This window comes from Rhodococcus sp. 05-339-2 (assembly GCF_002258965.1).
GTDB lineage: Bacteria > Actinomycetota > Actinomycetes > Mycobacteriales > Mycobacteriaceae > Rhodococcoides.
The window spans coordinates 239,160-263,921 of the sequence record NZ_NOYW01000014.1 but is presented as its reverse complement, the minus strand read 5'-3'; the positions used below and the strand labels follow the sequence as shown (position 1 = coordinate 263,921).

General features: G+C 63.6%; 32 protein-coding genes and 1 tRNA gene. 23 read left to right on the top strand and 10 right to left on the bottom strand.

The annotated features are described in order from the left end of the window. Positions 1–20 precede the first annotated feature (20 nt). The 4 genes from CH273_RS12110 (at position 21) to CH273_RS12095 (ending at position 2,658) form a co-directional block, all read left to right on the top strand. Positions 21–518 carry a MogA/MoaB family molybdenum cofactor biosynthesis protein gene (locus CH273_RS12110; protein ID WP_037191958.1) on the top strand — a complete coding sequence of 166 codons (498 nt, stop codon included), beginning with the start codon at positions 21–23 and terminating at the stop codon, positions 516–518. Positions 519–526: 8 nt separating this feature from the next. Next, positions 527–730 (top strand): hypothetical protein, encoded by a 204-nt coding sequence (locus CH273_RS12105; protein ID WP_032395744.1) that lies wholly within the window; start codon positions 527–529, stop codon positions 728–730. A 564-nt stretch (positions 731–1,294) separates the two neighbouring features. Continuing rightward, positions 1,295–2,068, top strand: coding sequence for an MspA family porin (locus tag CH273_RS12100; RefSeq protein WP_052049610.1), 774 nt, complete (start codon positions 1,295–1,297; stop codon positions 2,066–2,068). A 146-nt stretch (positions 2,069–2,214) separates the two neighbouring features. After that, positions 2,215–2,658: a hypothetical protein gene (locus CH273_RS12095; protein WP_032395743.1), complete on the top strand. Its 444-nt coding sequence runs from the start codon at positions 2,215–2,217 to the stop codon at positions 2,656–2,658. 133 nt (positions 2,659–2,791) lie between these two features. On the opposite strand, the gene CH273_RS12090 is transcribed toward CH273_RS12095, so the two are convergent. Both CH273_RS12090 and mscL read right to left on the bottom strand, forming a co-directional pair. Beyond that, positions 2,792–3,223, bottom strand: coding sequence for a hypothetical protein (locus CH273_RS12090; RefSeq protein WP_052049608.1), 432 nt, complete (start codon positions 3,221–3,223; stop codon positions 2,792–2,794). Positions 3,224–3,435: 212 nt separating this feature from the next. After that, positions 3,436–3,912 carry a large conductance mechanosensitive channel protein MscL gene (gene mscL / locus CH273_RS12085; RefSeq protein ID WP_032395742.1) on the bottom strand — a complete coding sequence of 159 codons (477 nt, stop codon included), beginning with the start codon at positions 3,910–3,912 and terminating at the stop codon, positions 3,436–3,438. Between the two features lie 252 nt (positions 3,913–4,164). On the opposite strand from mscL, the gene CH273_RS12080 reads away from it, so the two are divergent. Then, on the top strand, positions 4,165–4,701 hold the full coding sequence (locus CH273_RS12080; RefSeq protein WP_032395741.1) for a hypothetical protein: 537 nt from the start codon (positions 4,165–4,167) through the stop codon (positions 4,699–4,701). A gap of 20 nt (positions 4,702–4,721) precedes the next feature. Here CH273_RS12080 and CH273_RS12075 read toward each other — a convergent pair whose 3' ends face one another. The 3 genes from CH273_RS12075 to CH273_RS12065 form a co-directional block, all read right to left on the bottom strand. Continuing rightward, complete coding sequence (locus CH273_RS12075; RefSeq protein ID WP_032395740.1) at positions 4,722–5,384, bottom strand: SAF domain-containing protein; 663 nt, start codon at positions 5,382–5,384, stop codon at positions 4,722–4,724. An 89-nt stretch (positions 5,385–5,473) separates the two neighbouring features. Then, entirely contained in the window at positions 5,474–5,818 is a 345-nt protein-coding gene (locus tag CH273_RS12070) for an FmdB family zinc ribbon protein (RefSeq protein ID WP_032396238.1), read from the bottom strand. A 153-nt stretch (positions 5,819–5,971) separates the two neighbouring features. After that, on the bottom strand, positions 5,972–6,568 hold the full coding sequence (locus CH273_RS12065) for a 5-formyltetrahydrofolate cyclo-ligase (RefSeq protein WP_032395739.1): 597 nt from the start codon (positions 6,566–6,568) through the stop codon (positions 5,972–5,974). Between the two features lie 107 nt (positions 6,569–6,675). On the opposite strand from CH273_RS12065, the gene CH273_RS12060 reads away from it, so the two are divergent. The 13 genes from CH273_RS12060 (at position 6,676) to CH273_RS11995 (ending at position 16,983) form a co-directional block, all read left to right on the top strand. Continuing rightward, entirely contained in the window at positions 6,676–7,629 is a 954-nt protein-coding gene (locus tag CH273_RS12060) for a UTP--glucose-1-phosphate uridylyltransferase (RefSeq protein ID WP_032395738.1), read from the top strand. 33 nt (positions 7,630–7,662) lie between these two features. After that, entirely contained in the window at positions 7,663–8,922 is a 1,260-nt protein-coding gene (gene glp / locus CH273_RS12055) for a molybdotransferase-like divisome protein Glp (RefSeq protein ID WP_032395737.1), read from the top strand. 72 nt (positions 8,923–8,994) lie between these two features. Then, complete coding sequence (locus CH273_RS12050) at positions 8,995–9,642, top strand: GNAT family N-acetyltransferase (RefSeq protein ID WP_032395736.1); 648 nt, start codon at positions 8,995–8,997, stop codon at positions 9,640–9,642. A gap of 150 nt (positions 9,643–9,792) precedes the next feature. Beyond that, entirely contained in the window at positions 9,793–10,662 is an 870-nt protein-coding gene (sepX, locus tag CH273_RS12045) for a divisome protein SepX/GlpR (protein WP_032395735.1), read from the top strand. A gap of 55 nt (positions 10,663–10,717) precedes the next feature. Beyond that, positions 10,718–10,790, top strand: a tRNA-Ala gene (locus CH273_RS12040). 353 nt (positions 10,791–11,143) lie between these two features. Continuing rightward, positions 11,144–11,986, top strand: a complete 843-nt coding sequence (locus CH273_RS12035) for a glycosyltransferase family 2 protein (protein ID WP_052049606.1) — start codon at positions 11,144–11,146, stop codon at positions 11,984–11,986. Continuing rightward, positions 11,983–12,627, top strand: coding sequence for an acyltransferase (locus tag CH273_RS12030; RefSeq protein WP_230596810.1), 645 nt, complete (start codon positions 11,983–11,985; stop codon positions 12,625–12,627). The genes CH273_RS12035 and CH273_RS12030 overlap by 4 nt, the downstream gene beginning before the upstream one ends. 145 nt (positions 12,628–12,772) lie before the next feature. Then, positions 12,773–13,657 carry a glycosyltransferase family 2 protein gene (locus CH273_RS12025; RefSeq protein WP_143546213.1) on the top strand — a complete coding sequence of 295 codons (885 nt, stop codon included), beginning with the start codon at positions 12,773–12,775 and terminating at the stop codon, positions 13,655–13,657. 367 nt (positions 13,658–14,024) lie between these two features. Next, entirely contained in the window at positions 14,025–14,477 is a 453-nt protein-coding gene (locus CH273_RS12015; RefSeq protein WP_032395733.1) for a GyrI-like domain-containing protein, read from the top strand. After that, entirely contained in the window at positions 14,477–14,911 is a 435-nt protein-coding gene (locus CH273_RS12010) for an effector binding domain-containing protein (RefSeq protein ID WP_032396234.1), read from the top strand. The genes CH273_RS12015 and CH273_RS12010 overlap by 1 nt, the downstream gene beginning before the upstream one ends. A 189-nt stretch (positions 14,912–15,100) precedes the next feature. After that, positions 15,101–15,775, top strand: a complete 675-nt coding sequence (locus CH273_RS12005) for a ScbR family autoregulator-binding transcription factor (RefSeq protein WP_032395732.1) — start codon at positions 15,101–15,103, stop codon at positions 15,773–15,775. 59 nt (positions 15,776–15,834) lie between these two features. Continuing rightward, positions 15,835–16,005, top strand: a complete 171-nt coding sequence (locus CH273_RS27670) for a hypothetical protein (protein WP_155290802.1) — start codon at positions 15,835–15,837, stop codon at positions 16,003–16,005. A 75-nt stretch (positions 16,006–16,080) separates the two neighbouring features. Then, complete coding sequence (locus CH273_RS11995) at positions 16,081–16,983, top strand: SDR family oxidoreductase (protein WP_032395730.1); 903 nt, start codon at positions 16,081–16,083, stop codon at positions 16,981–16,983. Here the strand turns inward: CH273_RS11995 and soxR are convergent. Further along, positions 16,899–17,399 carry a redox-sensitive transcriptional activator SoxR gene (gene soxR / locus CH273_RS11990; RefSeq protein ID WP_082073774.1) on the bottom strand — a complete coding sequence of 167 codons (501 nt, stop codon included), beginning with the start codon at positions 17,397–17,399 and terminating at the stop codon, positions 16,899–16,901. The two genes, CH273_RS11995 and soxR, sit on opposite strands and share 85 nt — an antisense overlap. Before the next feature lie 64 nt (positions 17,400–17,463). On the opposite strand from soxR, the gene CH273_RS11985 reads away from it, so the two are divergent. Further along, the gene (locus CH273_RS11985; RefSeq protein WP_032396233.1) at positions 17,464–18,702 is read left to right on the top strand and encodes an arginine deiminase; all 1,239 of its coding nucleotides are present in this window, start codon (positions 17,464–17,466) and stop codon (positions 18,700–18,702) included. Between the two features lie 4 nt (positions 18,703–18,706). On the opposite strand, the gene arsC is transcribed toward CH273_RS11985, so the two are convergent. After that, the gene (gene arsC, locus CH273_RS11980) at positions 18,707–19,090 is read right to left on the bottom strand and encodes an arsenate reductase (glutaredoxin) (RefSeq protein ID WP_052049600.1); all 384 of its coding nucleotides are present in this window, start codon (positions 19,088–19,090) and stop codon (positions 18,707–18,709) included. A 64-nt stretch (positions 19,091–19,154) separates the two neighbouring features. Between arsC and CH273_RS11975 the strand changes: the two genes are divergently transcribed. The 3 genes from CH273_RS11975 (at position 19,155) to CH273_RS11965 (ending at position 20,691) form a co-directional block, all read left to right on the top strand. Further along, positions 19,155–19,823: an SDR family oxidoreductase gene (locus tag CH273_RS11975; RefSeq protein WP_032395728.1), complete on the top strand. Its 669-nt coding sequence runs from the start codon at positions 19,155–19,157 to the stop codon at positions 19,821–19,823. A 10-nt stretch (positions 19,824–19,833) separates the two neighbouring features. Then, a complete protein-coding gene (locus CH273_RS11970) occupies positions 19,834–20,202 on the top strand; it encodes a GntR family transcriptional regulator (RefSeq protein ID WP_032395727.1) in 369 nt (122 codons plus the stop codon). 66 nt (positions 20,203–20,268) lie between these two features. Then, a complete protein-coding gene (locus CH273_RS11965) occupies positions 20,269–20,691 on the top strand; it encodes a DoxX family protein (RefSeq protein WP_032395726.1) in 423 nt (140 codons plus the stop codon). Positions 20,692–20,730: 39 nt separating this feature from the next. Here CH273_RS11965 and CH273_RS11960 read toward each other — a convergent pair whose 3' ends face one another. Then, on the bottom strand, positions 20,731–22,242 hold the full coding sequence (locus CH273_RS11960) for a dolichyl-phosphate-mannose--protein mannosyltransferase (RefSeq protein WP_032396231.1): 1,512 nt from the start codon (positions 22,240–22,242) through the stop codon (positions 20,731–20,733). A 107-nt stretch (positions 22,243–22,349) separates the two neighbouring features. On the opposite strand from CH273_RS11960, the gene rsmI reads away from it, so the two are divergent. Further along, a complete protein-coding gene (gene rsmI / locus CH273_RS11955; RefSeq protein ID WP_032396230.1) occupies positions 22,350–23,174 on the top strand; it encodes a 16S rRNA (cytidine(1402)-2'-O)-methyltransferase in 825 nt (274 codons plus the stop codon). A 4-nt stretch (positions 23,175–23,178) separates the two neighbouring features. Here rsmI and CH273_RS11950 read toward each other — a convergent pair whose 3' ends face one another. Then, on the bottom strand, positions 23,179–23,607 hold the full coding sequence (locus CH273_RS11950; RefSeq protein WP_032395725.1) for an SRPBCC family protein: 429 nt from the start codon (positions 23,605–23,607) through the stop codon (positions 23,179–23,181). A 14-nt stretch (positions 23,608–23,621) separates the two neighbouring features. Beyond that, complete coding sequence (locus CH273_RS11945) at positions 23,622–24,641, bottom strand: alpha/beta hydrolase (RefSeq protein ID WP_032395724.1); 1,020 nt, start codon at positions 24,639–24,641, stop codon at positions 23,622–23,624. Positions 24,642–24,762 lie beyond the last annotated feature (121 nt).

Here is a 24,762-nt window from a genome sequence, read left to right as displayed (position 1 = left end):
TTACTACTACGGTGAGCGGTATGGAACTCGACGCACCACTGGCAGGGCGCGCGTTGGTCGTCATCGTTGACGACCGAACAGCGCACAGCACCGAGAAGGATTCGAAGGGCCCACTCGTCACGGAGCTGCTGACCGAGGCAGGCTTTCTGGTCGACGGTGTCGTCGCAGTGACGGCGGACGAAGTGGACGTGCGCAACGCACTCAACACCGCGGTGATCGGCGGCGTCGATCTGGTGGTCTCCATCGGTGGCACGGGCGTCTCACCGCGCGATGTCACTCCGGACGTCACCGCGGAGGTCCTCGACCGTGAGATTCCGGGTATCAGCGAGGCACTGCGATCGTCGGGGTTGGCAGCAGGTTCGTTGGACGCAGGTCTGTCCCGCGGGCTGGTCGGTGTGTCCGGAAGCACCCTGGTGGTGAATCTGGCCTCGTCGCGGGCTGCGATTCGAGACGGGATGGCGACACTGACGCCACTGGCGAGTCAGGTCATCGCCGAGCTGTCGGGATTGGACGCATAGCGATACCCATGAGCGACGAGCCGAACGACGATCGATCGGCCGAAGACGACGCGAGCCGGGCCCGAGCAGAACGGGCCCGGCTCGCTCGCATCTTCGGTGAGGTGCTGCCGGAGACGACCGGAGACGAACGGGGTGAGGGTTCGGGTGTCGAGAACGGCGGGTCGGCGTCGGACGAATGGTTGAAGCAGCAGCGACCACCCCATTACTTCTGATGTGATCCACGACACATTTATTTGGCCTGAATGACAGGTCTGTTAGTTACTCGTTTACCTGCCGTTAGCGACGCGCGACCGGGGTACGGGTGGCTGGGGGACCGCACTGCCTCCGCTCCGTGCGGCGCGAGAAGTGACGATTCGCCCGTAACGGGCGGGCCGGTCCGAGCGTCTTCCCACATCAGAGCGGTTTTGCGGATTTGCGCAATGTGTAACGGTCTGGTCACGTAACCGGATAGTGTGACGCGCGTTACCACCTAATGGGGTGTGAAAGTTGTTCACGCCGTTGAAACACATCACGCCAAGGCAACGATGTGGTCCCGATCGTAGGGATTGTCACGATCGGGCAACTCCTCTAATGTTCCCCTCAGCTTCCAGAGACCAGAGCGTGGGACCAACCGGTTCCGCGCTCTTCACCTCGGAACAGTGTGATCAAGGATGTGGCCTTCGCGGCTACATCCGGCTCGGGCTCGCACACATCGTTGAGTGCGATCTAGTTCGAGGGTGAAAGCCACAAGCTTCCCCGTGCGACACCGCGCTGGGACTGAACATGATGAGGAATAAATGACGGAGATCCAGAAGTCGCGGCGCAGCCGGGGACTCAAGTCCATGAGCGTTGCAGTTGCTGCCAGCGCTTCGGTAGTCGGCCTGGTGCTCGGTACCGGAACGGCTTCCGCCGCTGTCGACAGCTCCAACTCGGTTGTCGACGCAGACGGCAACACCATCACGGTGACGCTGTCCGACACCTTCATCAACGGTGTCGCTCCGCTCGACGGCAACCCGCTCACCCGTGAGTGGTTCGCCAACGGCCGGGCTTCCTACGACGTCCAGGGCCCCTCGGCCGACGACTTCGAGGGCACCCTCAAGATCGGTTACCAGATCGGCTACCCGATGAGCCTCAACGGTGGCGTCGAGATCTCCTGGTCCTCGCCTTCGGCCGAGTTCAACCTCGGTTCGGGCAACGAGTCCTCCGTCACCGGCACGTTCCCGCTGGACGGCACTGCTCCGAGCGTCGGACCGCTCACCGGCACCGGCACCTCCACCAGCGGCCTCGACGTCGGCGTTCAGCTGATCCCGCAGGCCACCGGCACGATCGCACTGGCCAACGGCCCCGGCGTCGTGCAGTCCGAGAGCGCATACGCAGTGCTCAACGAAGAGGCCGACATCACCTCTTCCGAGGGTGACGCAGCGGGCACCAGCGGATCCATCCAGGTCGCGAACCTGCACGGCACCGCCACCGGCATCCTGGGCAACGTCACGATCCGTCCGTACGTTTCGCTGACCAGCGGAACGGGCGACACGGCCATCACCTACGGCGTCCCGGTTCGCCTCAACTGATTTCCGAATCGGTTGTAGCTCGGTGACGTAACGTCACCTGCTGAAATTCGAGACAAGTTCAGGCCCGTACGGATAACTCCGTACGGGCCTGAACTATGTTCTGCACAGAAGTAGTTCGACGTACACAGAGAGGCACTGAACCGAAGATGCACTCGAAAGCCCGTTTCACGGTCGTCGCCGCGGGAGCGCTCGTGGCGCTCGGCCTCGCCGCCGGTTGTAGCAGCGACGAGTCTGCGGCCTCCGGCGAGAACACGGATGTCTGCAATACCTTTGCCGCCGACCACAACGCGTTCGTCGGACTGGCGGCAGCAGGACCCGGATCGGCCGAGAACATCGACAAGTGGACCGCCGACAAGCAGGCAGCTGTCGACAAGCTGAAGGCGCTGCCCGGCACAGCCTCCGGTGATGTCGCCAGTTCGTTGACGACATTCGTCGATGCGTTGCCCGCCGATACGCTGGAGCTCTCGACCACCGACAGTGAGGCCGGCAAGGCCTTCGTCGACAACGGGGCGGCCGTTGCCTCGGCGTGCGAGGCAGACGGCACGACGATCACGCTCGACGCGCTTCCGCTCTCGACGTTCACCAACTGAGTTCTGACGCCGAGTCCGTAACACACCCAACAACGGCTTGATGCGCCAATCGCACTCTCTGAGAGCAGGGTTGGCGCATCGAGTCGTTTACGGGAATCGATTCGTTTGTGTCACTCGAACGGCAACCGTGTCCCTACAGATTCTTGGCTTTGATTGCCACCAGTATGGATGCCGCTAGGAGTATTAGTCCTCCGATCAGGACCAGCCACAAACCCCATCCGACCGAGGGTCCGATCTGCGCGCCCATGAAGTCTCCCTTGGTATTCCCAACGTTTGCCACGTCGTAGAGCGCGATGATGCTGACAATCAAGGCAAGAAAGGGGGTGATGTAGCGGTCCCCCAGCAGGGCCCTCCCCTCGCGAACTACGACAACGAACGACAAGAGGGCCGCGAGCCCTCCCAACGCGACCGTGATTGCACCGTCGCCCTCGGTCCCGTTCTTGCTGAAGGCAAAAATGGTCACCCACGGTCCGAGGCTTCCGATCACGATGGCGATGCTGGCAGCTAGGCATGTGATTGCCCACGGCTTGACTGTTGCTGCGTACTCGGTCTTTTGTGTTGACACGGGGAGCCCTTCGTAAAGATCGAAATTCCTGGCGACGTCGTAGTAAATGGATCTTAAAATTCTGACGACTTCCCGCGCCGAGTTTGCACTACCTGATCATTCAAACGGATGATCCTGGGACATACCCGATAAGCATGAATGTGCCAGTCACACTCAGCGTGCGTGACTGGCACATTCATTCGATAGGGGCCCGCCGAGCATGGGCGAGCGAGTCAGTCCTTGGAGTGTTTGCCCAGGTCCGGTGCGGCGTCGATTGCTTCGCCGCTACCTCCGGTGGTGTCGGCCGCAGTCGACAGTTTCTGTCCCGCTGCCGTTCCGCCCGCGAGGATGTCGCGGATCTGCACCAGCACGTCGACGTCGCTCAGTTCCTTCTCCGGCTGGCTGACGAAGCGCTTCTTCGCGGTGTTCACCGGCAAAATCAGCACGAAGTAGACCACGGCCGCGATGATGATGAAGTTGATGATCGCAGTGACGACGGCCCCGAGATTGATGAACGTCGCATCGTTGTCCGACAGGATCTTGATGCCCCAGCCGAGTTCGTTGCTGCCGCCTACGGCTGCGACGAGGGGATTGATGATGTTCGTGGTGAATGCGGTGACGATGGCGGTGAATGCCGCGCCGACGACGACCGCGACTGCGAGATCCACGACATTGCCGCGCAGTAGAAAGTCCTTGAAGCCCTTGAGCATGAGCCCTTCTCCCAACGTTCGGTTTCTTTTCTCCCGAGAGACGTTAGTCGAGAACGGTCTATTGAGGACGGCGTCCATCGCGCGCAGACCACCAAGTCGTCGGCCTCCGCATATAGAGATCGCACGAGATTTGTCGAAATATGCCGAATGGTCGGGTTTTGAGAGGCTCCGGGCGTTACCGTGAGTTAGACGGCATGCGTAAGCACCTGGGGGCATCGACCGCGCAGTTCGCACCATCGGAAGGTTGGCTTTATGAAGGCACCAATTGCAACGATCTCAGCATTGCTGCTCGGGGCCGCATTGATCGGTTGCAGTGGGCAGACGGATGGCGAGGCAACCACGACCCCCGGAACTGGCGTGAACAGTCCGGATGTCTCGCAAGAGTCGCAACCATCGACCGCGGCGGAATCGACGAATTCAACCTTCGGACAAGCTTTTACGTTCAAGAACAACCTGGCGGTGTCGGTAGATCCACCGGTACCCTATGCTGCCAGCGCGTCGTCAACGGCCAGTGGAACCGGAGAGGTCGTCGCGTTCACGATCACGATCGTGAACGGTTCGTCGGAGAACTATGACCCGGGGCTCTTCTCGGTCAGTCTCCAGAGCGGCAATGTCGAAGCGGAGCAAATCTTCGATTCTGCAAATGACATTGGCGGAGGACCAACGACCGTGGTGCTTCCTACACGTGAAGCCACTTTCCAAGTTGCATTCGAGGTAGGCGACCCTTCGGACTTGGTCATGCAGGTAAGCCCAGGGTTCGAGTATCGGGATGCCATCTTTACGAGCTGACACAGTTCCTACCTCAGCTTTCAGTGCAGGGTGACGGTGATTGCGCTGACCAACGAGGCGGCTGCAACCGTTGTCGCATCGTTCGTCGGAAGAGCCAGTAGTACGACGCGGTCTTGCTGCCTGCTGCCACCGGCGTCGGCGGAGACGAGCACGACCATCGCTCCCGACGCGAGAACCCGGGCCGCGGGGACGGCATCGGGGTCCTCCTGAGACTCGACCGTCAACACGTCGACGCGGTCGCCTTCCCGCAGCAGGTCGGTCACCGCGGCATCGGCCAGATGCACCGGTACGACGCGTGCCTCGGTCCCCAGGGCCGTCGTGGCGGTCCGAGATCCGAGTAGGCGTACGTCGGTGAGCAATTCACCCGATCGGACCGGTCCGGTGAGTGTTCGACCGTTCACGGCCTCGGACTCGACGAGTGCGCCCTCGGGGACGTTCGCTCGGTCCCACTCGGCCGCCGCCACATCGGCCGATGTGAGTACGGTGCCGGGTGTCAGGTCGCGTCCGGCCGTGATCACTCGTACTCGGTCGTCACCGGCGGTGTCGTCGACGAACAGAACGGCGGCAACGGCGACCAGGACTCCCGCTGCGATCCGTCTGAATTTCGTGGATCCGACCCACGCCGGACGCACGGTGATGCGATCGAGCAGCGTCGCGTCGAGTCGATTCTTGCCGGCAGCCATGGCCGAAACGCTATCGGTGGGAGTTCCGGTACAGGCACCGAAAAGGCCGGGCTGTGGATAACGGCCCGGCCTGTGGATGAAGCGGAAAGCTACTGGCTGGCAGCAGCTTTCGTGGTGGACGAGGAAGACGAAGAGTTCGACGACGACGAATCGGAAGATTTCTTCTCCGCGGGCTTGGACTCGGACTTCGAGTCCGACTTCGCAGCGGCCGCATCGGACTTCTTCTCGCCCGCGCCCTCGCTGGAGGTGCCCCCGCCGCCGCGGCTGTCGGTGCGGTAGAAGCCGCTGCCCTTGAAGACGATGCCGACGGAGTTGAACAGCTTGCGGAGCTTGCCCGAGCACGCGGGGCACACCGTCAGTGTGTCGTCGGTGAAGGACTGAACGATGTCGAAGCGGTTGTCGCACTCGGTGCATGCGTATGAGTAAGTGGGCATCGTGTTTCCTCCGCGCTGGTCACCGAGGAAATTCGCCACTCTGCTGGCCGAGGCCGAACACCGCCGGTGTCTTGTCTGTTCGTCGAATCTGTAGAAACTGGGGAGAGCATTAGCACTCTACAGTCAGGAGTGCCAACGAATCGAATCGTAGCGTTATTCCGTACCCAAGCGTAGGAGTCCGCTGCCGGGGGTCAACACGTGCGTCACCGGTCTGTCGTGCGGTTCGGCGGGTAGGCGATCGACCAGTTCGTTCTCACGCACCACCGCGACCAGCATGGCGTCGGGTCTGCACAGGTCGAGGGTGCGGTCGTAGAAGCCCGCGCCTCGACCCAACCGGGTTCCACGCCGGTCCACGGCCAGCGCCGGAATCAGCACCAGTGAGCAACCCGACACCGCATCGGGATCGAGCGTCGGTCCGCCCGGTTCCAGCAGCCCGAACGGGGCCGTCACCAACGACTCTCTTCCGGCGTACCGAGCCCAGCGCAACGGACCCTGCTCGTGTGCACTCGGAAGCAGAACGGTCGACCCGGCCGCGGCCATGGCGTCGAGCATCTCGATCGAACCGGGCTCCCGGCCGACGGGAACGTATGCGGCGATCACCGAGTGTTCGGCCGCCAATTCGCCCAGGACGTGACAGAGTGCGGAGGACTCCATTGCGCGTTGCGCACCGTCGAGCAGTCGGCGTTCGGCGAGAACATGCTTTCGCCATCGATCCTTGGACGTGTTCTCCGTGAATTCGGGAACGGTCACAACGGTTCGTCCTCCCTTCCTGTGCTGTCGTTCAACGATATGCACTCGGGGGTAAAACGCAGCACACGGCAAGCAGATCACCAGAAACCATGGATAGGGTGAGCACCATGACAGAAGCCGTTACAGCGACGACCGCCGCCACGCCCGTGCATTTCCGCACGGCCATCGTTCCCGCAGCGGGCATGGGTACCCGGTTCCTGCCGGCCACGAAAACCGTTCCGAAAGAACTGCTTCCGGTGGTCGACACTCCCGGCATCGAGCTGGTCGCAGGCGAAGCAGCAGATTCCGGCGCGCAGCGACTCGTGATCGTCACGTCCCCCGGCAAGGACGGCGTCGTCGCCCACTTCGTCGAGGACCTCGTCCTCGAGAACAAGCTCGAGGCCAGCGGCAAGCTCGAGATGCTCGAGAAGGTTCGAGTTGCCCCCGGTCTGCTCGACGTCCAATCGGTCATTCAGCACGAGCCGCTCGGACTCGGACATGCCGTCGCCTGTGCCGAAGAAGTCCTCGACGACGACGAGGATTCCGTTGCCGTTCTGCTTCCCGACGATCTCGTGATGCCCCGCGGTGTGCTCGACGTCATGGCCCGCGTGCGCGCCAAGCGCGGAGGCTCGGTGCTGTGCGCCATCGAGGTCCCCGACGACAAGGTCTCCTCCTACGGCGTCTTCTCCGTCGAGATCGTGCCCGACGCGGTCAACCCGAACGTCCTCAAGGTCACCGGTATGGTCGAAAAGCCCAAGCGGGAGGACGCCCCGTCCAACCTCGCTGCCGCGGGCCGCTACCTGCTCGACCGCGCGATCTTCGACGCCCTGCGCCGGATAAAGCCCGGTGCAGGCGGCGAGCTGCAGCTGACCGACGCCATTGCGCTGCTCATCGAAGAAGGCCATCCCGTGCACGTGGTGGTGCACCGCGGATCGAGACACGACCTCGGAAATCCCGGGGGATACCTGCGCGCTGCGGTTGACTTTGCTCTACAACGTGACGACTACGGTCCGGCGCTGCGCGAATGGCTGAACGAACGCTTGAGCGACAGCTGGGCACCGGAACTGACCACGTACGAATAGCATCGCGGGTCGATGCCATAGAGGAAGGGCCAGATGCGCTCGGTCGAAGATCAGCAGACCAGGGTGACCGCCGCGGCGGTGGCTCCACGGCCTGTCCGGGTCGCCATCTCGGAAGCACAGGGCCTGCTGTGTGCAGAAGAAGTGGTCACCGAGCGTCCCCTTCCCGGTTTCGACCAGGCAGCGATCGACGGCTACGCGGTACGGAGCGTCGATGTGGCGGCCGCGGGCACTGACCTGCGCAACGAGGACGACGAACGCATCGATCTGACGCTTCCCGTCGTCGGCGAGGTGTCCGCCGGATCGCGTCAACCCATCCGGTTGCAACCGCGTCAGGCGGTACGAGTCGACACCGGCGCGCCGCTGCCCACGCTGGCCGACGCCGTGTTGCCCCTGGATCGAACCGACAGTGGTCGTGCCCGCGTCAAGGTGTTCCGTCCGGTGCGGTCGGGTGACTACGTCCGCAAGATCGGCGACGACGTGCAGCCCGGTGACGTCGCGGTTCGCGCAGGCACGATCATCGGCGCGGCTCAGGTGGGGCTGCTCGCCGCCGTCGGGCGCGACAAGGTGCTGGTGCATCCTCGGCCGCGACTGTCGGTGATCTCCGTCGGTGGGGAACTGGTCGACACGGATCGGACCCCAGGGCCCGGTCAGGTGTACGACGTCAACTCCTACGCGCTCGCCGCCGCAGCGCGCGACGCCGGAGCCGACGTCAACCGGGTCGGGATCGTCAGCACCGATCCCAAGCGACTACGCGAGGTGGTCGAGGGCCAGCTCATTCGATCCGAGATCGTCGTCATCGCCGGAGCGGTGGGCGGCGGCGCATCGGACGGTGTGCGCGAGGCGCTCGGCGAACTCGGCGACATGGAAGTGGAACGAGTTGCCATGCACCCCGGGTCCGTCCAGGGCTTCGGTCAACTCGGACGCGACGAGGTACCCACCTTCCTGTTGCCTGCCAACCCCGTCAGCGCGCTGGTGGTGTTCGAGGTCATGGTGCGTCCGCTGATTCGGATCGCTCTGGGCCGACGGCAGCCGATGCGACGGACCGTGACCGCTCGAACCGTCGCGCCGATCACCTCGATCGAGGACCGTAAAGGATTTCTGCGCGGCCAGCTCATGCGCGACGAGGGAACCGGTGAATACCTGGTGCAGGCGCTCGGCGGCGCACCAGGATCGTCCTCGCACCTACTCGCGACACTCGCCGAGGCGAATTGCCTGGTCGTCATCGATCCCGAGGTCACCGAAATCCGCACCGGCGAAGAAGTGAAGGTCTCGTTCCTCGCTCAGAGAGGCTGACGCCAGTGGCGTGTTCAAGCGCCGCGGAGGGCACATAACCACGCCACTGCGCGTAGCGCATAACATCGACGGATGCCGCGAACGTGGTCGAGCCACCCAGGTTGGCCGGCGAAATTGGGTCCAGTGAGAGTGGCCGCCGGAACCGTCACCGTGCGGCCGGTACGGATGCGCGACGCGGCCGCGTGGAGCCGGATTCGCACGGAGGATCGCGCCCACCTCGAACCCTGGGAGCCCAGCGGAGAGGGCAGCTGGAATTCGCGACATCACATCTCCTCGTGGCCGACGCTGTGCTCGGGCCTGAAGTCCGAGGCGCGCAAGGGGCACATGCTGCCGATGGTGATCGAAGTCGACGGTGAATTCTGTGGCCAGATCACCACCGGAAACATCGTGCGGGGAGCACTTCGATCGGCCTGGATCGGGTACTGGGTGTCCAAGGAGGTCAACGGCAAGGGCGTGGCCACCGCGGCGTTGGCGCTCGGGCTCGACCACTGCTTCGGTCCGGTCGGACTGCATCGTGTCGAAGCGACGGTGCGACCGGAGAACCTGGCCAGTCAGGCAGTGCTGCGCAACGTCGGCTTTCGTGAAGAGGGGCTGCTCTACAAGTACCTCGACGTCGACGGCGAATGGCGCGATCACAAGCTCGTCGCGATCACCTCGGGTGAGGTGCAGGGAACCGTCGTCGAGCGGTTGGTTCGCGCGGGCCGGGCTGCGTGGGCGTGATCTTCGCGGCCGCGGCGCGAGTACTCGTGTTGTCAAAGTGACAGGAGTGTAATTCGGGTCGGCGCGTCTGCGTCGTTCTCGTTCTTCCTCCGCATAGCCTGAGGACGTCTTTCACTGTCGCCGTCGTCCAAGGGGAGGAGAACAACGCCGATGCCGAACTCGATCATCTGGATCGGTCTCGTAGCCGTCTGGCTCTTCGTTCTTCTGCCCATGCTCATGACCAAGCGTCCGCAGATCATGCAGACCACGGACGCTGCCCTCGCCACCCGCGTGCTGCATCGGGGTGGCACCCAGCGAAAGCAGCGCGGCCCCGCGACCGGGCATCGCAGCGATCCCGACTGGCGACCGGAAGACGACCTGCGAGTCTCCGCGCCGGCCCGAGAGATCTTCGGTGCCGCGATCGCGACCGTTCGTCCAGACTCACCCGATCTACCCGGTACCGCGGAGGACCCGATGGACACTCACGCTGCAGACAGCGACCTCGACAGCGAGGCACCGGACACGGAAGCACCGCGCGGAGGTTCGCCCGCGCACGAACCCGGTGTCGTCGACGACGATTTCGTCCCTCGCCGACGCGGACGCGGTGGTTTCGATCCCGAGGCCGATGCGATCGCCCGGGCCGCGCGGTACGCATTCCGACAGCGTGCCGTCCTCGGCCTGGTCTTCGCGGCGATCACCACCGCAGCCCTGGCCTTCATCATCTCCCCGGCGGTCTGGTGGCTGTGTGGACTGTCCGTCGCTGTCCTCGTCGGTTACCTGTACTACCTGCGTCGTCAGGTGCAGATCGAGGAAGAGGTGCGCAGGCGTCGGCTGACTCGGATGGGCCGATCACGTCTCGGCGTGGAATCGGAAACCGACGAAGAGTTGGAGCTCGTCCCGCAGCGACTGCGTCGCCCCGGCGCGGTGGTGCTCGAGATCGACGACGAGGATCCCGAATTCGAGCACCTCGACCACTACGAGGAGCCGTTCCAGGCCCGTCGTGACGACGACCGGGACCTGCGCAGAGCCCAGGGCGCGTAACCGACACCCGAAGCGACTTTGCTAGAGTTACCCAGCCGGTCGACATGACGGCAAAGGGGCTGTGGCGCAGTTGGTAGCGCGTCTCGTTCGCATCGAGAAGGTCAGGGGTTCGATTCCCCTCAGCTCCACCGACACGAAGAACCGTCACTCACGCGAGTGGCGGTTTTTTCGTGGTCCCGGCAACTGCGGAGGCACGTGTTACCGCGAAGTGAATTCGAGATGGATTCATATCGAACGAATTGGGTGATCGGTTCGGGATTCGATTTCAGTAGGCGTGTTTCGCGAACTGCAGTTGCACAATTGCCGCGCAAAACCTTCGATTCGATTGTTTGTAGCGATGCGACCCGACCGAAAGAACCTTTCGAGCCACTGAGCTGCGGATATGCAATTCGGGCAGCTTTTAGGCAATTCCTGAAACATGTCGTAAGTTCGAATTCGTGGCTGAGCTGTATTCAATGTCCGAATTTATCAGGGGATCGCGATGAACACTCTCAGTGTGGTAGTTCCGGTGCTCGACGAGGTCGATCATCTGGGTGAATGTCTGACGCTGCTGCTCGATCAGGGCGACGACATCGACCGCATCGTCGTGGTGGACAACGGGTCGACCGACGGCACGCTTCGGTTGGTGAACGACATCCGCGCGGTCACGAACAAGGTCATGTTGGTCCACGAGCCCAACCGCGGCGTGGTCCACGCTCGCAACACCGGATTCGACCTGGTGGACTCGTCGATCATCGGTCGAATCGACGCCGATACCCGTGTTCGGCCCGGGTGGGCGCGCTCGATCGTCGACTTCTTCGACGAGCATGCCTCCGTCGCCGCCACAGGTGGCCGGACGTTCCTTTACGAATCACCCTGGGCTCGGCCCCTGGCGTGGATGCATTCGCGCGCCGAACGACGTGAGCCGGCGGTGCGCGCCGCCCTGGCAGTATCGGGCAACAACTTCGCGATTCGCGCATCAGCCTGGCGCACGGTTCGCGATGCGGTCAGTGAGCGAACCTGTGTCCACGAAGACATCGATCTGTGCCTGTGCCTGGCTGCCGAGCGCTTGCCTGTTGCCCAGAACGGGTCGATGAAGGCCGCAGTGTCCGGTAGGCGCGCAACGACATCGCCGGTGAAATACGTCCACTATGCGTTGGCTGGGTACCGCTCCTACCAGGAGCACGGTCTGGCGTCGCGCAAGCTCGGACGCATCGTGGCGATGGATTGGCTGATGCACACACTGCGGTGGCCGATCTCGCGACTGTTCGCCGCAGTACCGTGCCGGGCATTGCCCGTCGACGATCGTGCCGAGTCCGACGAACGGATGCGAGCCGCCGCGTGACGGCCGGCTCGCGTGTCCGCGACTGGATGCGCAATCCGTCGGACGTCCGCTGGGCCCTCGCTCAGATGCGTCAGGCGACTGTCGTCTCGCTGGCGAATACGCCCTTCCTGCCTGCTGTGCTGCGCGCATCGGTTCTGCGGCCTGCGGGTCTGCGGACAACCGGTCCGTGCCTGATGTACGGCGGTTCCATGATTCAAGGACTGGCGTCGGTTCGGATGGGCACCGGTGTGTTTGTGAACTTCGGTTGCTATTTCGACACCGTTGCCGACATCGTGATCGGTGACCACGTCTTCATCGCCGATCACGTTCGGATACTCACCAGTACCCACGAGACCGGGCCCTCTCGGCATCGCGCAGGCGCACTGCGGGGAGAGTCGGTGGTGATCGGTCCGGGAACGTGGATCGGGTCCGGCGTGGTCGTGATGCCGGGCGTGCACATCGGTGCCGGCTGCATCATCGGAGCGAACTCGTTGGTGACCGGAGACTGTGAACCGGACGGGGTGTACGTCGGGTCTCCGGCGCGCCGTCGCCGAGAGTTGAACGACCTTCCCGCAGCGCAGCAGTGGATCGGGGAGAAGGCCGATTTTCGTGATCGGGAAGCAATGCACAGATTGGTAATTCCTCCGAATTCCGAATTCTGATTCATAAAGTCCGAATAATTAGACGGGTTCTTTTATTGAAGTAATGATGTAGCATCGTCAACGTCAGCGGCTCGAATTCAAATGCGTTCAGCGCCAATGGGTATCGGGCCACACGATTGCCAAAAATGTGTCAGGGGTTGGCGTTGTGAATACTCTTTCCATTGTTGTGCCCGCGTTCGACGAGGCGGCCCACATGCGCGAATGCCTGGACGCATTGCTCGTTCAGCGCGAACGCATTCAGGAAATCATTGTCGTCGACAACAATTCGACCGACGACACTGCGGCCATCGTCGCGGAATACGCACGGAGATTTCCGCAGGTGGTGCTGCTGCGAGAGGCCGAGCGCGGCGTCGTGCACGCGCGCAACACCGGTTTCGATCACGCCCACGGATCGGTCATCGGCCGCATCGACGCCGATACCCGTGTCCAGGCCGGCTGGGTCGACTCGGTACTGGATTTCTTCGATCGCCGACTCGACTATGTCGCAGTCACCGGCCCGATATACCTCTACGACTCTCCGTGGGCGCGCCCGTACCGGGCATTCGTCAACCGTTCCGTGCGGAACAGGCCTGCTGAGCAGTGGGTATCTGCCGCATCGGGCAACAACTTCGCTATCCGCAGATCCGCGTGGGAAGCCGTTCGCGACAGTACGAGCCTGCGAACCGACCTGCACGAGGACATCGATCTGTCGCTGTGTCTGAACAGGGTCGGTCTGCGGATCGCGCAGATCGAGCCGATGCGCGTCGAGGTGTCCGGCCGTCGGTTACTGACGCCGCCGCTCGAGTATCGGCATTACGTCCGGAGCTCGTATCGCACGTGGGCCCATCACGGTCTGGCCAGTGGCTGGTTGCGCAGATTACTGATTTCGGACCTGGTTCTGCACACGGTGCACTGGCCACTGACGCGAATTCTGTCGTCGTGCGAATCTCGGATTCTCCCGGTCTCGCATTCCGGAGCGAGCAACACGCCTGTGCGTGATCTGTCGGATATTCACGGCGAGAGTTACGTTGCCGCAGCGCACGGAAAGTAGATACTTCGGCGCTGTGTTCGTCCTCCTTCTTGCGTGAGGAATGCGGGCAGGGTCGCCGAAGCAGGTCCTTCGAGTACGGACGGTCCGTGCCGGATTCGTGTCGGCGATCGACCGCAGCCGGCGCGGCCCGCAGAACCGGGGGATCGAGCACGCACGGGTGGGCCGCAGTGACCGATGCGATGCAGGGGGTCCTGAGCTTCGAGGCAGAAACTGTCGGCAGCTGTTGCGGCGATCGAGACGGGTGCGAAGTTCGGTTGATCGTTCGACGATCCACCTACCAGTCGCGCCGGTAGATTGACGGGCGATATTGTGATCGGGCCGGTTCCGAACACAGGATCTGCCCCTGCAACTTCTCTACGGAGTGTGAATGTCGTTCGAGATCGTCGACCTTGACGAAACGTGGGTCGCTGGTCTTCCAGTTCGCAGCCCCAAACGGGCGCTCGGTCGCCTCAACGACCCGGCGCTCGATCAAGCATGGTCCGCTGTTCTCAATCAGGAGACCTCCGGTCCGCTCGCTTCCATTTATACGGACTACGCCCCCGGTATCGGTTCGTACAATACACAGGTAGTCGGTTATCTGTGTTCTTCACTCGGTCAGGTCGAGCGTGGACATCTGGTTGCGAAAGTGCCCGCGGCCAAATACGCGCGTTTTTCTGCGGTGGGGTATTTCCCCGAGGTTCTCACTCGATTGTGGACTCAGATCGATCATGCCGAAGAGCAGGGCGAGATCGTGCGATCGTTCACCGGCGACTACGAGTGCTATCCGCACGCGTACAAGATCGATCTCTATCTGGCGATCACTGCGCCCGGCGGTTCGTGATGACCTTCCGTGTCACGGCACACAGCGCGGAGCTGTTCAGTGGGTTGGTGGCACCGCGGGTGGAGCCCGGCGCGGAATCGAGCGGTAGCGAGTGGATGCGATTCCTGCGAGATCGTGTGCGCGAGAAGCACATCGACGCAACCCAGGTGAGCACGGTGTACGTTCCGGATCCGCACGGCACGGTCAATGCGGTGGTCGCGGTCTCGGTGGACTCGCCGAGTGATGTGGCTGTGGGCGATGTGTTCGTTTCGATACCGACCGGTGTGTTCGCAGTATTCACGCCCAGTGGCGCACTGGCGGATCCGATCGAGGACGTATGGGCTCAGGTCGACGAGTGCGTTTTGTCCGGATCGATATTTCGCGCCTACAAAGAGGAAGTCGAAGTCGTTACAAATGCCGGAGAGGTGGAACTTTTCATTTCAATCGTTTTGTAAACGAGCCGTTCTTCATGTAATTGTCACTTTCGAATCACAAAGTCGCCACCGGACCGGTTACTATTGTCCAGCGCTGGCAGCTCGATATGGCGAAGTGAATTCCACGTTCACCTCGATCGGCCGACGGGCAGGCAGCGCGCACAGAGCGTCGATGTCATGGCAAGGTCGACAGAGCAGGGGTGTTCCAACATGGTGAGACAACTCAGAGCAGAAGCCACACGAGCGGCCGCACTGCGCGCTGCAGCAGACCTCTTTCTCGAGGTGGGGCACGCGAATGCCACGCTGAGTCAGGTGTCGGCGCAGTCGGGCGTAACCAAGGGCGCGCTGTATTTCCACTTCGCATCGAAGGAGGAACTGGCCCGCGCGATCGTCGACGAGGGTCATGAGCGCGTGTCCACGGCGTGCGCGGGCATGGTCGACAGCCGCAGTCCGGCTCTCGAGTCGGTCATCGGAATCTCGTACTCGGTACTCGAGCTGGCCGCCTCGGACCCTCTGGTGCGCGTCATGTACCGGTTGCAGATGGAGATCGACGGATCCGACACCGCCCGCGGCAGCGTGTTCGGTACCTGGGGAAACATCTTCGAGCATCTCTTCGAGCGAGCCATCGAGCACGGTGATGTCGCCGACCATCTGGACGCGGGCAACGCGGCGCTGTTGATCTGCGAGATGCTGGCTGGCGTTCTGATGGTGTCCGAGGCACAATCCCGTCTCGAAGACGCGCCGTCGCGCATGGAGAAGGTCTGGAACACGGTCCTTCCCTCGCTGGTGCCGATCGACAAGCTCGCCTACTTCCGTGAGTTCGCGGCGCGAAGTCTGTCCAGTTTCGTACGCGAGAACATCACGTTGGGGTCCGTCACCGTCTGATCGTGTTCGTGATCTCGATGTGCTTGCCGCGCTTCGGGCCGCCGGGCACACTGTGTGACATGGAACACATCACGCACGATCGAAAGATGTCGGACAACGAGCTCCGGAAAGCGATCGGCACCCTGCAGCAACGCGCGGACGATGCCCGCAAGCGGGGTGCCGCCGATGACGCTGCCCGCATAGAGCGCACCATCGCGGACTACCGAGACGAGATGTCGCAAAGATTGTGACGCCCCTCCCGGTCGTCACCGCGTAGGGTCGAAATCGAACTGACACGTGTCGACCGGTGGGGGATACAGGTTTCGATGGCTACATACGATCTGCGCGGCAAGAAGACGTTGATCACCGGAGCGGGCAGCGGAATCGGTCGGGCAACGGCCTTCGCTGCCGCCGAGGTGGGAGCCGAGCTCTTCCTCACCGACATCAACGCCACCGGTTTGGCGGAGACGGTGGACATGGTGGGTCGAGCGGGCGGCACCGTCAGCCACTCGTTGCCGTTCGATGTGTCCGACTTCGAGGCGGTCACCGCCTTCGCGGACGACATCCATGCCGAGTTCGGCAGTCTCGACGTCGTGATGAACGTCGCGGGAATCTCTGCCTGGGGAACCGTCGAGAACCTCGAGCATCGGCACTGGAAATCGATGGTCGACGTCAATCTGATGGGCCCGATCCACGTCATCGAGAAGTTTCTACCGCCGATGATCGAGGCCGGTCGCGGTGGTCATCTGGTCAATGTCTCGTCTGCTGCCGGTCTGATCCCACTGCCGTGGCACGCTGCCTACAGCGCCAGCAAGTACGGGCTGCGCGGAGTGTCCGAGGTACTCAAGTACGACCTCAAGCGCCACGGAATCGGTGTCAGTCTCGTGGTGCCCGGTGGCGTGAAGACCGGATTGGTGCAGACGCTTCAGATCGCCGGCATCGATCGTGACGATCCGCGCGTACAGAAGCTGCAACACCGATTCGAAAAACGCGCCGTGGAACCGTCGGTCGTCGCCGATGCCATTCTCGCCGGCATCGCCAAACGCAAATACCTCGTCTACTCCTCCAACGACATTCGCTTCGGGTACTGGGTCGCGCGGAAGTTCGCCCCGCCCTACGAGTTCGTGCTGCAGAAGGCGAACGATCAGTTCTCCAAACTGCTCGAGCCGCGTCGAGTCGAGGGTTCGTCGAAATCGACATCCAGCGTGCGCGCACCCGGCCCCGAATAGGACAGCTCGTCGTGCGGATTGGCCAGCGCACAGCCGGCCAACGAAAGACAACCGCACCCGATGCACCCGGTCAAGTTGTCCCGAAGTCGGATCAATTGCTCTATCCGAGAATCGAGTTCGCGATGCCACCGCGTCGAGAGCCTGGCCCAGTCCTCGCGCGTCGGCGTCCGCTCGTCCGGTAGTTCGCTCAATGCCTGACGTATGGTCGCCAGCGGGATCCCCACCTTCTGCGAGATCCGGATGAAGGCGACCCGTCGCAGAGTTTCGCGATGGAATCTGCGTTGGTTACCCGAGGTGCGGCGACTGCTGATCAGCCCCTGCTTCTCGTAGAAGTGCAACGCCGAGACCGCAACTCCGCTGCGCTCGGACAGCTGGCCGGGGGTCAATTCGCGGACGTTCCACTCGGGCATCGGCACGACCTCGACAATACTTCAGGTCCTGATGCCGGCGGCGACCGACGAATGGGTTTACCGTTCGTTCATGAGTGTCGATGCGGCTGCAGGCCCGTTGGGTGCCGACTCGGAGGTGGGGGTGCTGCGCACCGTCATGCTGCACCGGCCGGGCGACGAGCTTCGACGCCTCACGCCGCGAAACAACGACCAGCTGCTGTTCGACGGTCTGCCGTGGGTCGATCGCGCACAGGACGAGCACGACGCGTTCGCCGATCTGCTGCGTGGTCGCGGGGTGACGGTGCTGCTCCTCGGCGAGCTTCTCACCGAGGCCATGACGGTCAGCGGCGCAGCGCGAATGCAAGGTGTCTCCGCCGCTGTCGATGCCCGACGGCTCGGCCGGTCGCTCGCCGAGGACCTCGCCCAACACCTGCGGGGTGTCCCCGCGGCCGAATTGGCGCAGATCCTGATGGCGGGGATGACATTCGACGAACTGCTCGAGGCGGAGACGGGGGAGCCGCTTCCGATCGGGGCGTCGCTGGTTCGGCGGATGCATCACGGTGGGGACTTCGTCATCGATCCGCTGCCGAACCTGCTGTTCACTCGCGACTCGTCGTTCTGGATAGACGATCGAGTGGCGATCACCTCGTTGGCTCTGCCTGCCCGGGTGCGGGAGACATCGCTGACCGATCTGATCTACGCGTTCCATCCGATGTTTCGGGGTGTGCGGCGCGGGTACGAGTCGCGGACCGCACCGGTCGAGGGCGGTGACGTGTTGCTGCTCGCTCCCGGTGTGGTGGCTGTCGGAGTGGGGGAGCGCACCACGCCCGCCGGTGCAGAAGCGCTGGCGCGCAGCCTGTTCGAGGACGGTCTGGCGCACAGTGTGTTGGTGGTGCCGATCGCGCAGGAGCGCGCGTCGATGCATCTGGACACGGTGTGCACCATGGTCGATACCGATGCGGTGGTGATGTATCCGGCCATTCAGGACACGTTGTCCGCCTTCACCATTCGCCGCGAGGACACAGGAGTCAGTATTCGAGGTGCCGACCCGTTTCTCGAGGCGGCCGCCGCTGCGATGGGAATCGGCAAGCTGCGGTTGATCGATACCGGACTCGACCACGTCACCGCCGAGCGCGAACAATGGGACGACGGTAACAACACGCTGGCCATCGCGCCGGGAGTCGTCGTCGCGTACGAGCGCAACGTCGAAACGAACGCACGACTCGAGGCGTCGGGCATCGAGGTGTTGCGGATTTCCGGATCGGAACTCGGCTCGGGACGCGGCGGTCCGCGGTGTATGTCGTGCCCGGTGTCCCGCGAGAGGTTGTAGCGCTCTACAGGACGGTGTTCACCTTGTCGGCCGGTCGGGCGAGCACAGTGCCCTTGTCGGTCACCACGATCGGGCGTTCGATGAGAATCGGATGCTCGGTCATCGCGGCGATCAACGTGTCGGCGTCCGCGCCCGCGAGACCCAGTTCCTTGTAGATGCTCTCGCGAGTCCGGATGGCCTGCCGGGGTTCGAGACCGGCATCGGCGAGAAGTGTGCGGAGTTCGTCCTCGGTAGGAGGCGACTCGAGGTACCGGATCACACGTGGAACCACACCGGCTTCCTCGATCAGTTTCAGCGCTGTGCGAGAGGTGTTGCACCGCGGATTGTGGTAGATGGTCGCCGAGCCCGATGGGTCGTTCCGCAGGCTCCTCTCCCCAGGGACGGTCATGTTTGCAATCCTGCCACGCGGGTAGCCAACCCGACAGATTCACGTCAGGAACGGAGTAGTCGATATGACCGACAAGCGCATTGTCATTGCAGGTGGCCACGGCCAGATCGCCCAACATCTGACTCAGGTGCTCACCGCCCACGGAGACCGCGCGGTGTCGCTGATTCGCAACAGCGACCACGTCGATGCCGTCACTGCGCTCGGCGCGTTGCCGCAGGTGATCGATCTCGAATCGGCTTCGGTCGACGATGTGGCCGCAGTGTTGGCCGGTGCCGACGCCGTCGTGTTCGCGGCGGGTGCGGGCCCCAACAGCGGTCCCGAGCGCAAGGACACGGTGGACCGCGCGGGCGCGGTGCTGCTGGCCGATGCCGCCGAGAAGGCCGGGGTCCGCCGCTACGTGCTGATCAGCTCGTTCGGTGCGGGCGAGCCGGTCGCCGAGGATCTCGACGACGGTTGGAAGGCCTACATCAAGGCCAAAACTGCTGCAGAAGAAGATGTTTCGGCCCGGGATGGACTGGACTGGACGATTCTGCGTCCGGGCAAGTTGACCGACGAGGACCCGACGAACTCGGTGGCACTGACCGAACCGCCGATGGACTCGGGTGAGGTAACCCGGGCCGACGTGGCCGCAGTGATCGCGCAGCTGCTCGACACCGGCGCGGCTGTACGCAAGACATTGATGCTCACGTCCGGTTCGACGTCGATCGTCGACGCAGTCGACGCTCTCGGATAAGGCACCTACTGTGCGCGTGCATATCGATTCGTCGAACACGACCCCTGTGTTCGAGCAACTGCGGATGCAGATTCTTGGGCTGGTGCGATCGGGCGATCTCATTGCCGGGACCAAGATCCCGACGGTTCGCGGCTTGGCCGAGGAGCTGAAGATCGCGCCGAACACGGTCGCGAAGACCTACCGCGAGCTCGAGCAGCAGGGCATCATCGAGACGCGAGGTCGGTCCGGGTCGTTCGTCGCGTCGGGCGGTGACCCGTCGCGTGACATCGCGGCCCGGGCGGCGACGGAGTTCGTCAGGACCGTGCGATCCATCGGCCTGGACGACGACCAGGCCCGTTCGTTTCTCGAATCCGCGCTCAAGGGTGCCAGCGGCAAATGAGTTGACGCTTCAACCTAGTTCTGTCAGGGTGGTGCTGCCCGTACCGCCCTGTCAGAAGGATGTGTCATGAATTCCACCGTCGTCCGCGACGCCGTCGCCCTCGTTGCTCGAATCGGACTGGGAGTCGTCTTCATCGCCCACGGGTGGCAGAAGCTCAACACCTACGGCCTCGATGGTGCAGCCGCGAGCTTCGAGGCGATGAACATTCCGTTGCCCACCGCGTCCGCGTATTTCGCGACGTTCGTCGAACTCATCGGTGGCGGAGCTCTCGTGCTCGGGATCTTCACCCCGATCGCGGGGCTGCTGCTGTTCCTGGACATGCTCGGTGCTGCCGTCTTCGTCCACTTCGAGAACGGCGTCTTTGCTGCGGACAACGGTTACGAACTGGTCGTCGCCCTCGGCGTCGGTTCGCTCCTGCTCGCCGCATTCGGTGCCGGACGCATCAGCATCGACGGCGTCACCAAGGGCAAGACGGCACTGCTTGCATAGGTCGTTCCGCCGACTCTGCTTCGGCCTGGCCCGACCGCCCTACCGCCAACTCGGTAACCACAACTGCTCCTGCCACATCTGTGGCGTGATCGGCATTGCGGTGAGAATCGGCCAGAGCCAGACGAAGTTCGCTATCACCACGGCGAGGTACAGGGACACCAGCAGTAGTCCGGTACCTCGCCGTTCGGCCGATGCGGTGGCCTTGCCGATGACGTCGCCCAACACCAACGCGAAGCCCATCACCATGAACGGGGCCAGTGCCACCGCGTAGAAGTAGTACATCTGCCGGTCGAGCGTGGTGAACCAGGGCAACAAGGCTGCGGAATAGCCGACGAGCACGGTGGCGTAACGCCAATCGCGTCGGACGAACACCGACCAGATCACCCAGGCCAGCATCGGCAGTGCCAACCACCACATCGCGGGAGTGCCGATCAGCATGATCGCCTTCACGCACGAGGACGCCGAGCACCCGGATACGCTCTCGCCGTCGGCGAAGTAGTACAGCATCGGCCGAAGGCCCATCGGCCAGGTCCACGGCTTCGATTCCCACGGGTGCCGGTTGCCTGCCGAATTGGTCAGGCCCTCATGGAATTCCAGCACGTTGCCGCTGTAGTACCAGAGCGAACGCAGTGCTTCCGGAAGGAACGAGAACGGCCCGCCTGCACCGATTCCGTTGCCGACCTCGTGCCGGTCCACGCCGGTCTCGGAGGTGAACCACGCCCAGTAGGTCATCAGATACACCGCGATCGGAACGACCACCAGCGCGTACAGCGCAGGGCCGATATCGCGCAACGCCGTTCCCCGCCACGGGCGTCCGACGCCGTACGAGCGCCGCGCCGCCACATCGAATGCCACGCTCAGCAATCCGAAGAACGCGATGAAGTACAGACCCGACCACTTGGTGCCGCAGGCGAGACCCAGCATCACGCCCGCCCCGAATCTCCACCAGCGCACCCCCATTCGCGGCCCCAGAACACTGGCGTCCATTCGGCCGTCGGCGCGTACTCTCGACAGCCGCCGCCGCATGTCGTCGCGGTCGACTACCAAGCAGCCCAGTGCCGCGGTGACGAACAAAGCGAGAAAGATGTCCAGCATGCCGATCCGGCTGCTGACGAACGTCACGCCGTCGACGGTCAGCAGAATTCCCGCGATCGCACCGACGAGTGTCGAGCGAGCGAGCCGGCGCACGATCCGAATGACCAGCAGTACCAACAGGGTTCCGGCCACGGCCGAGGAGAAACGCCAACCCCACCCGTTGTAGCCGAACAACGCCTCTCCGACGGCGATCAGCTGCTTGCCGACCGGTGGATGCACCACCAGCCCGTACGCCGGATTGTCCTCGAGCCCGCCGCCGGTGAGAACCTGATACCCCTGAGGCGCGTAGTGCTTCTCGTCGAAGACCGGGGTTCCTGCATCGGTGGGGTACCGCAACATCGTGAAGCGCGTGATGGCGCAGATGACGGTGATGACGACGGTGACGATCCAACCGCGGCGGACATCGGTGTCGTGGAACCAGTCGCGCGCGGCAACGGTCGGCCCGGGACTGACCATCGACCGGTCGCCGGAGCGCTCAGAGGTCAGCAAGGTCACGTACCGATCGTAGGCGTTGATCGGTAGTGCCCGACAAACCGCTGCACCACGTACGGGACACTGGAGTCATGCTCATCCTTGCCGCCACCCCGATGGGCGACGTCGGTGACGCCTCGCAGCGCCTGCGCGACGCCCTCGGCAGTGCCGATGTCGTCGCCGCCGAGGACACCCGGCGCACCAAGCAACTCGCGTCCTCGCTCGGCGTGGTGATCTCGGGCAGGGTCGTCAGTTTCTACGATCAGGTCGAGACGGCTCGCCTGCCGGCGCTGGTCGAGGCCGTGGCAGGGGGCAAGACGGTGCTGTTGGTCACCGACGCCGGGATGCCGTCGGTCAGCGATCCCGGCTACCGCCTCGTCGCGGCGTGCGTCGACGCCGATCTGCCGGTGACCTGTCTGCCCGGTCCGTCCGCCGTGACGACCGCACTCGCGCTGTCCGGTCTGCCCGTCGAACGGTTCTGCTTCGACGGGTTCGCGCCACGCAAGCAGGGGCAGCGTCGCAGCTACTTCCGGTCGGTGCTCGCCGAACCACGCGCCATCGTCTTCTTCGAGGCACCGCACCGCCTCGTCGCATGCCTCGAGGACGCCGTCCACGTGCTCGGTTCCGACCGCCGCGCCGCGGTGTGCCGGGAGCTGACCAAGACCTACGAGGAAGTCCGACGCGGTGGCCTCGGCGAGTTGCTCGAATGGTCGAGGGCAGGCGTACGCGGCGAGATCACCGTCGTGCTCGAAGGAGCCGTCGCCGTCGCCGAGGAGCCCGAGGATCTCGTTGCCGACGTGGAAGCGCTGGTGGCGTCGGGCATGCGGTTGAAGGACGCCTGTGCCCAGGTGGCGGTCGACGGCGTCTCCAAGCGTGAGGTCTACGAGGCAGTGCTCGCTGCGCGCAAGGAGCAGTAGCGCGTCAGCCGACGACCTGCTGACGCAGGCCCTCCGTGGCGGCCTCGAGGATCGTCTTGGTTCCCTTCTTCACCAGGAAGCCGGGAAGCGGGACCTTCGGGTCGACGGTCAGCTCGAATTCGACGTGGGTGGCGTCGCCCTTCGGAGTCAGGGTGTACCGGCCGTCCTGGGCCTTCTGTTGGGTGCTCTCCACGAGAGTCCAGGACACCTCGTTGTCCGACCACGTGTACTCGACGAGCTGTTCGTCGTTGACTCCGATGATCGAGACCTGCATCTTCACGTGGTGCGGCTTGCCGTCGTCGAACCGATCGACGACCTCGCACTTCTTGTGTACCGGGGACCACGAGGGAATGCCCTCGACGTCGGCGAGAACCTCGAGCACTGCCGCTGCATCCGCGTCGATGTCGACGGACTTGTTCACTGTGACTGCCATGGGGAGAACGTATCTCAGCTTTCTCTGCGGGGGCTGACGTTCCGCGCGAACTCGCCGATGGCTCTGAGCGCGCGGCGGGCCTCGGGGACGAAATCGGCTGCCTGGAACACGTGGACCTGGTCCTCGTACACCTGCAACTCGCAGTCCACTCCGGCGACGGCGAGTCGCTGAGCCATGAGCTCGGCGTCGGCATAGACCATTTCGGTCGAACCGACCTGGATCAGCACCGGCGGAAGGCCGGTCAGATCTCCGTCGACCGGTGACACCCGCGGACCCACGTCGCCGTCGACCACGATGCGCGCATCGACACGATCGGCCAGTGCAGTGAGTGCGGGAACCGCATTGGACGGGAAGACCGAACACTTCGACGCGTTCTCGTGGTCGAGTTTGCGGGTGGGGTCCATGTCGGTCAGGGGGGACATGGTGAAGATTCCTCCGGGCGCGGGCAAGTCGACGGTGCGCAGCGCCAGGGTGACCATGAACGCGAGGTATCCGCCTGCCGAGTCGCCGCCCAGGATGATCTGCTCCGGCCGGTATCCGGAATCGAGGAGGAAGCGGTACGCGTCGACACCGTCCTCGACCGCATGGCTGATCGGATTGCGCGGCATCATGCGGTAGTTCACCGACAGCACCGCTCCGTCGACGTGTTTCGACACTCGCGAGGTCATTCGGCGATGGGTGCGCAGCCCGCAGCAGACGAAGGCACCGCCGTGCAGGTAGAGCACCACGCGATCGGACCCGGTGCCCTCGGCTCTGATCCATTCGGCGTCGCACTCGGCGAGCATGACGCGGCTGCGGGTGGTGCCGCTGATCTGGGGGACGAGCAGTCCGGCGTAATCGACCAACCCCATGGGCCACGGAAGTGACGGTGTCTGCGCCCAGATCGTCAGGAACGGTCGGACAGTGAGCTGTAGGCCCTTGGACAGAATCTGCGACTGCAGGCTTGCGCCGCGGACGTAATGCCTGCGTGCGGTGACTGCTGGGTCGGTCGATTTCACTACGGTGAGCGCCGGATTCATAGCCGTCGCCTCCATCCCCGTCGTCGGTGCACGGCGCATCTGCGCCGTGCGTCGGAACCCCGCTCTTCTTGGAACCCCTGGTAACGGACAATAGCGGGTAGCTTTTCGTGACCGGACGTAAGGTCGTGTTCTGAGT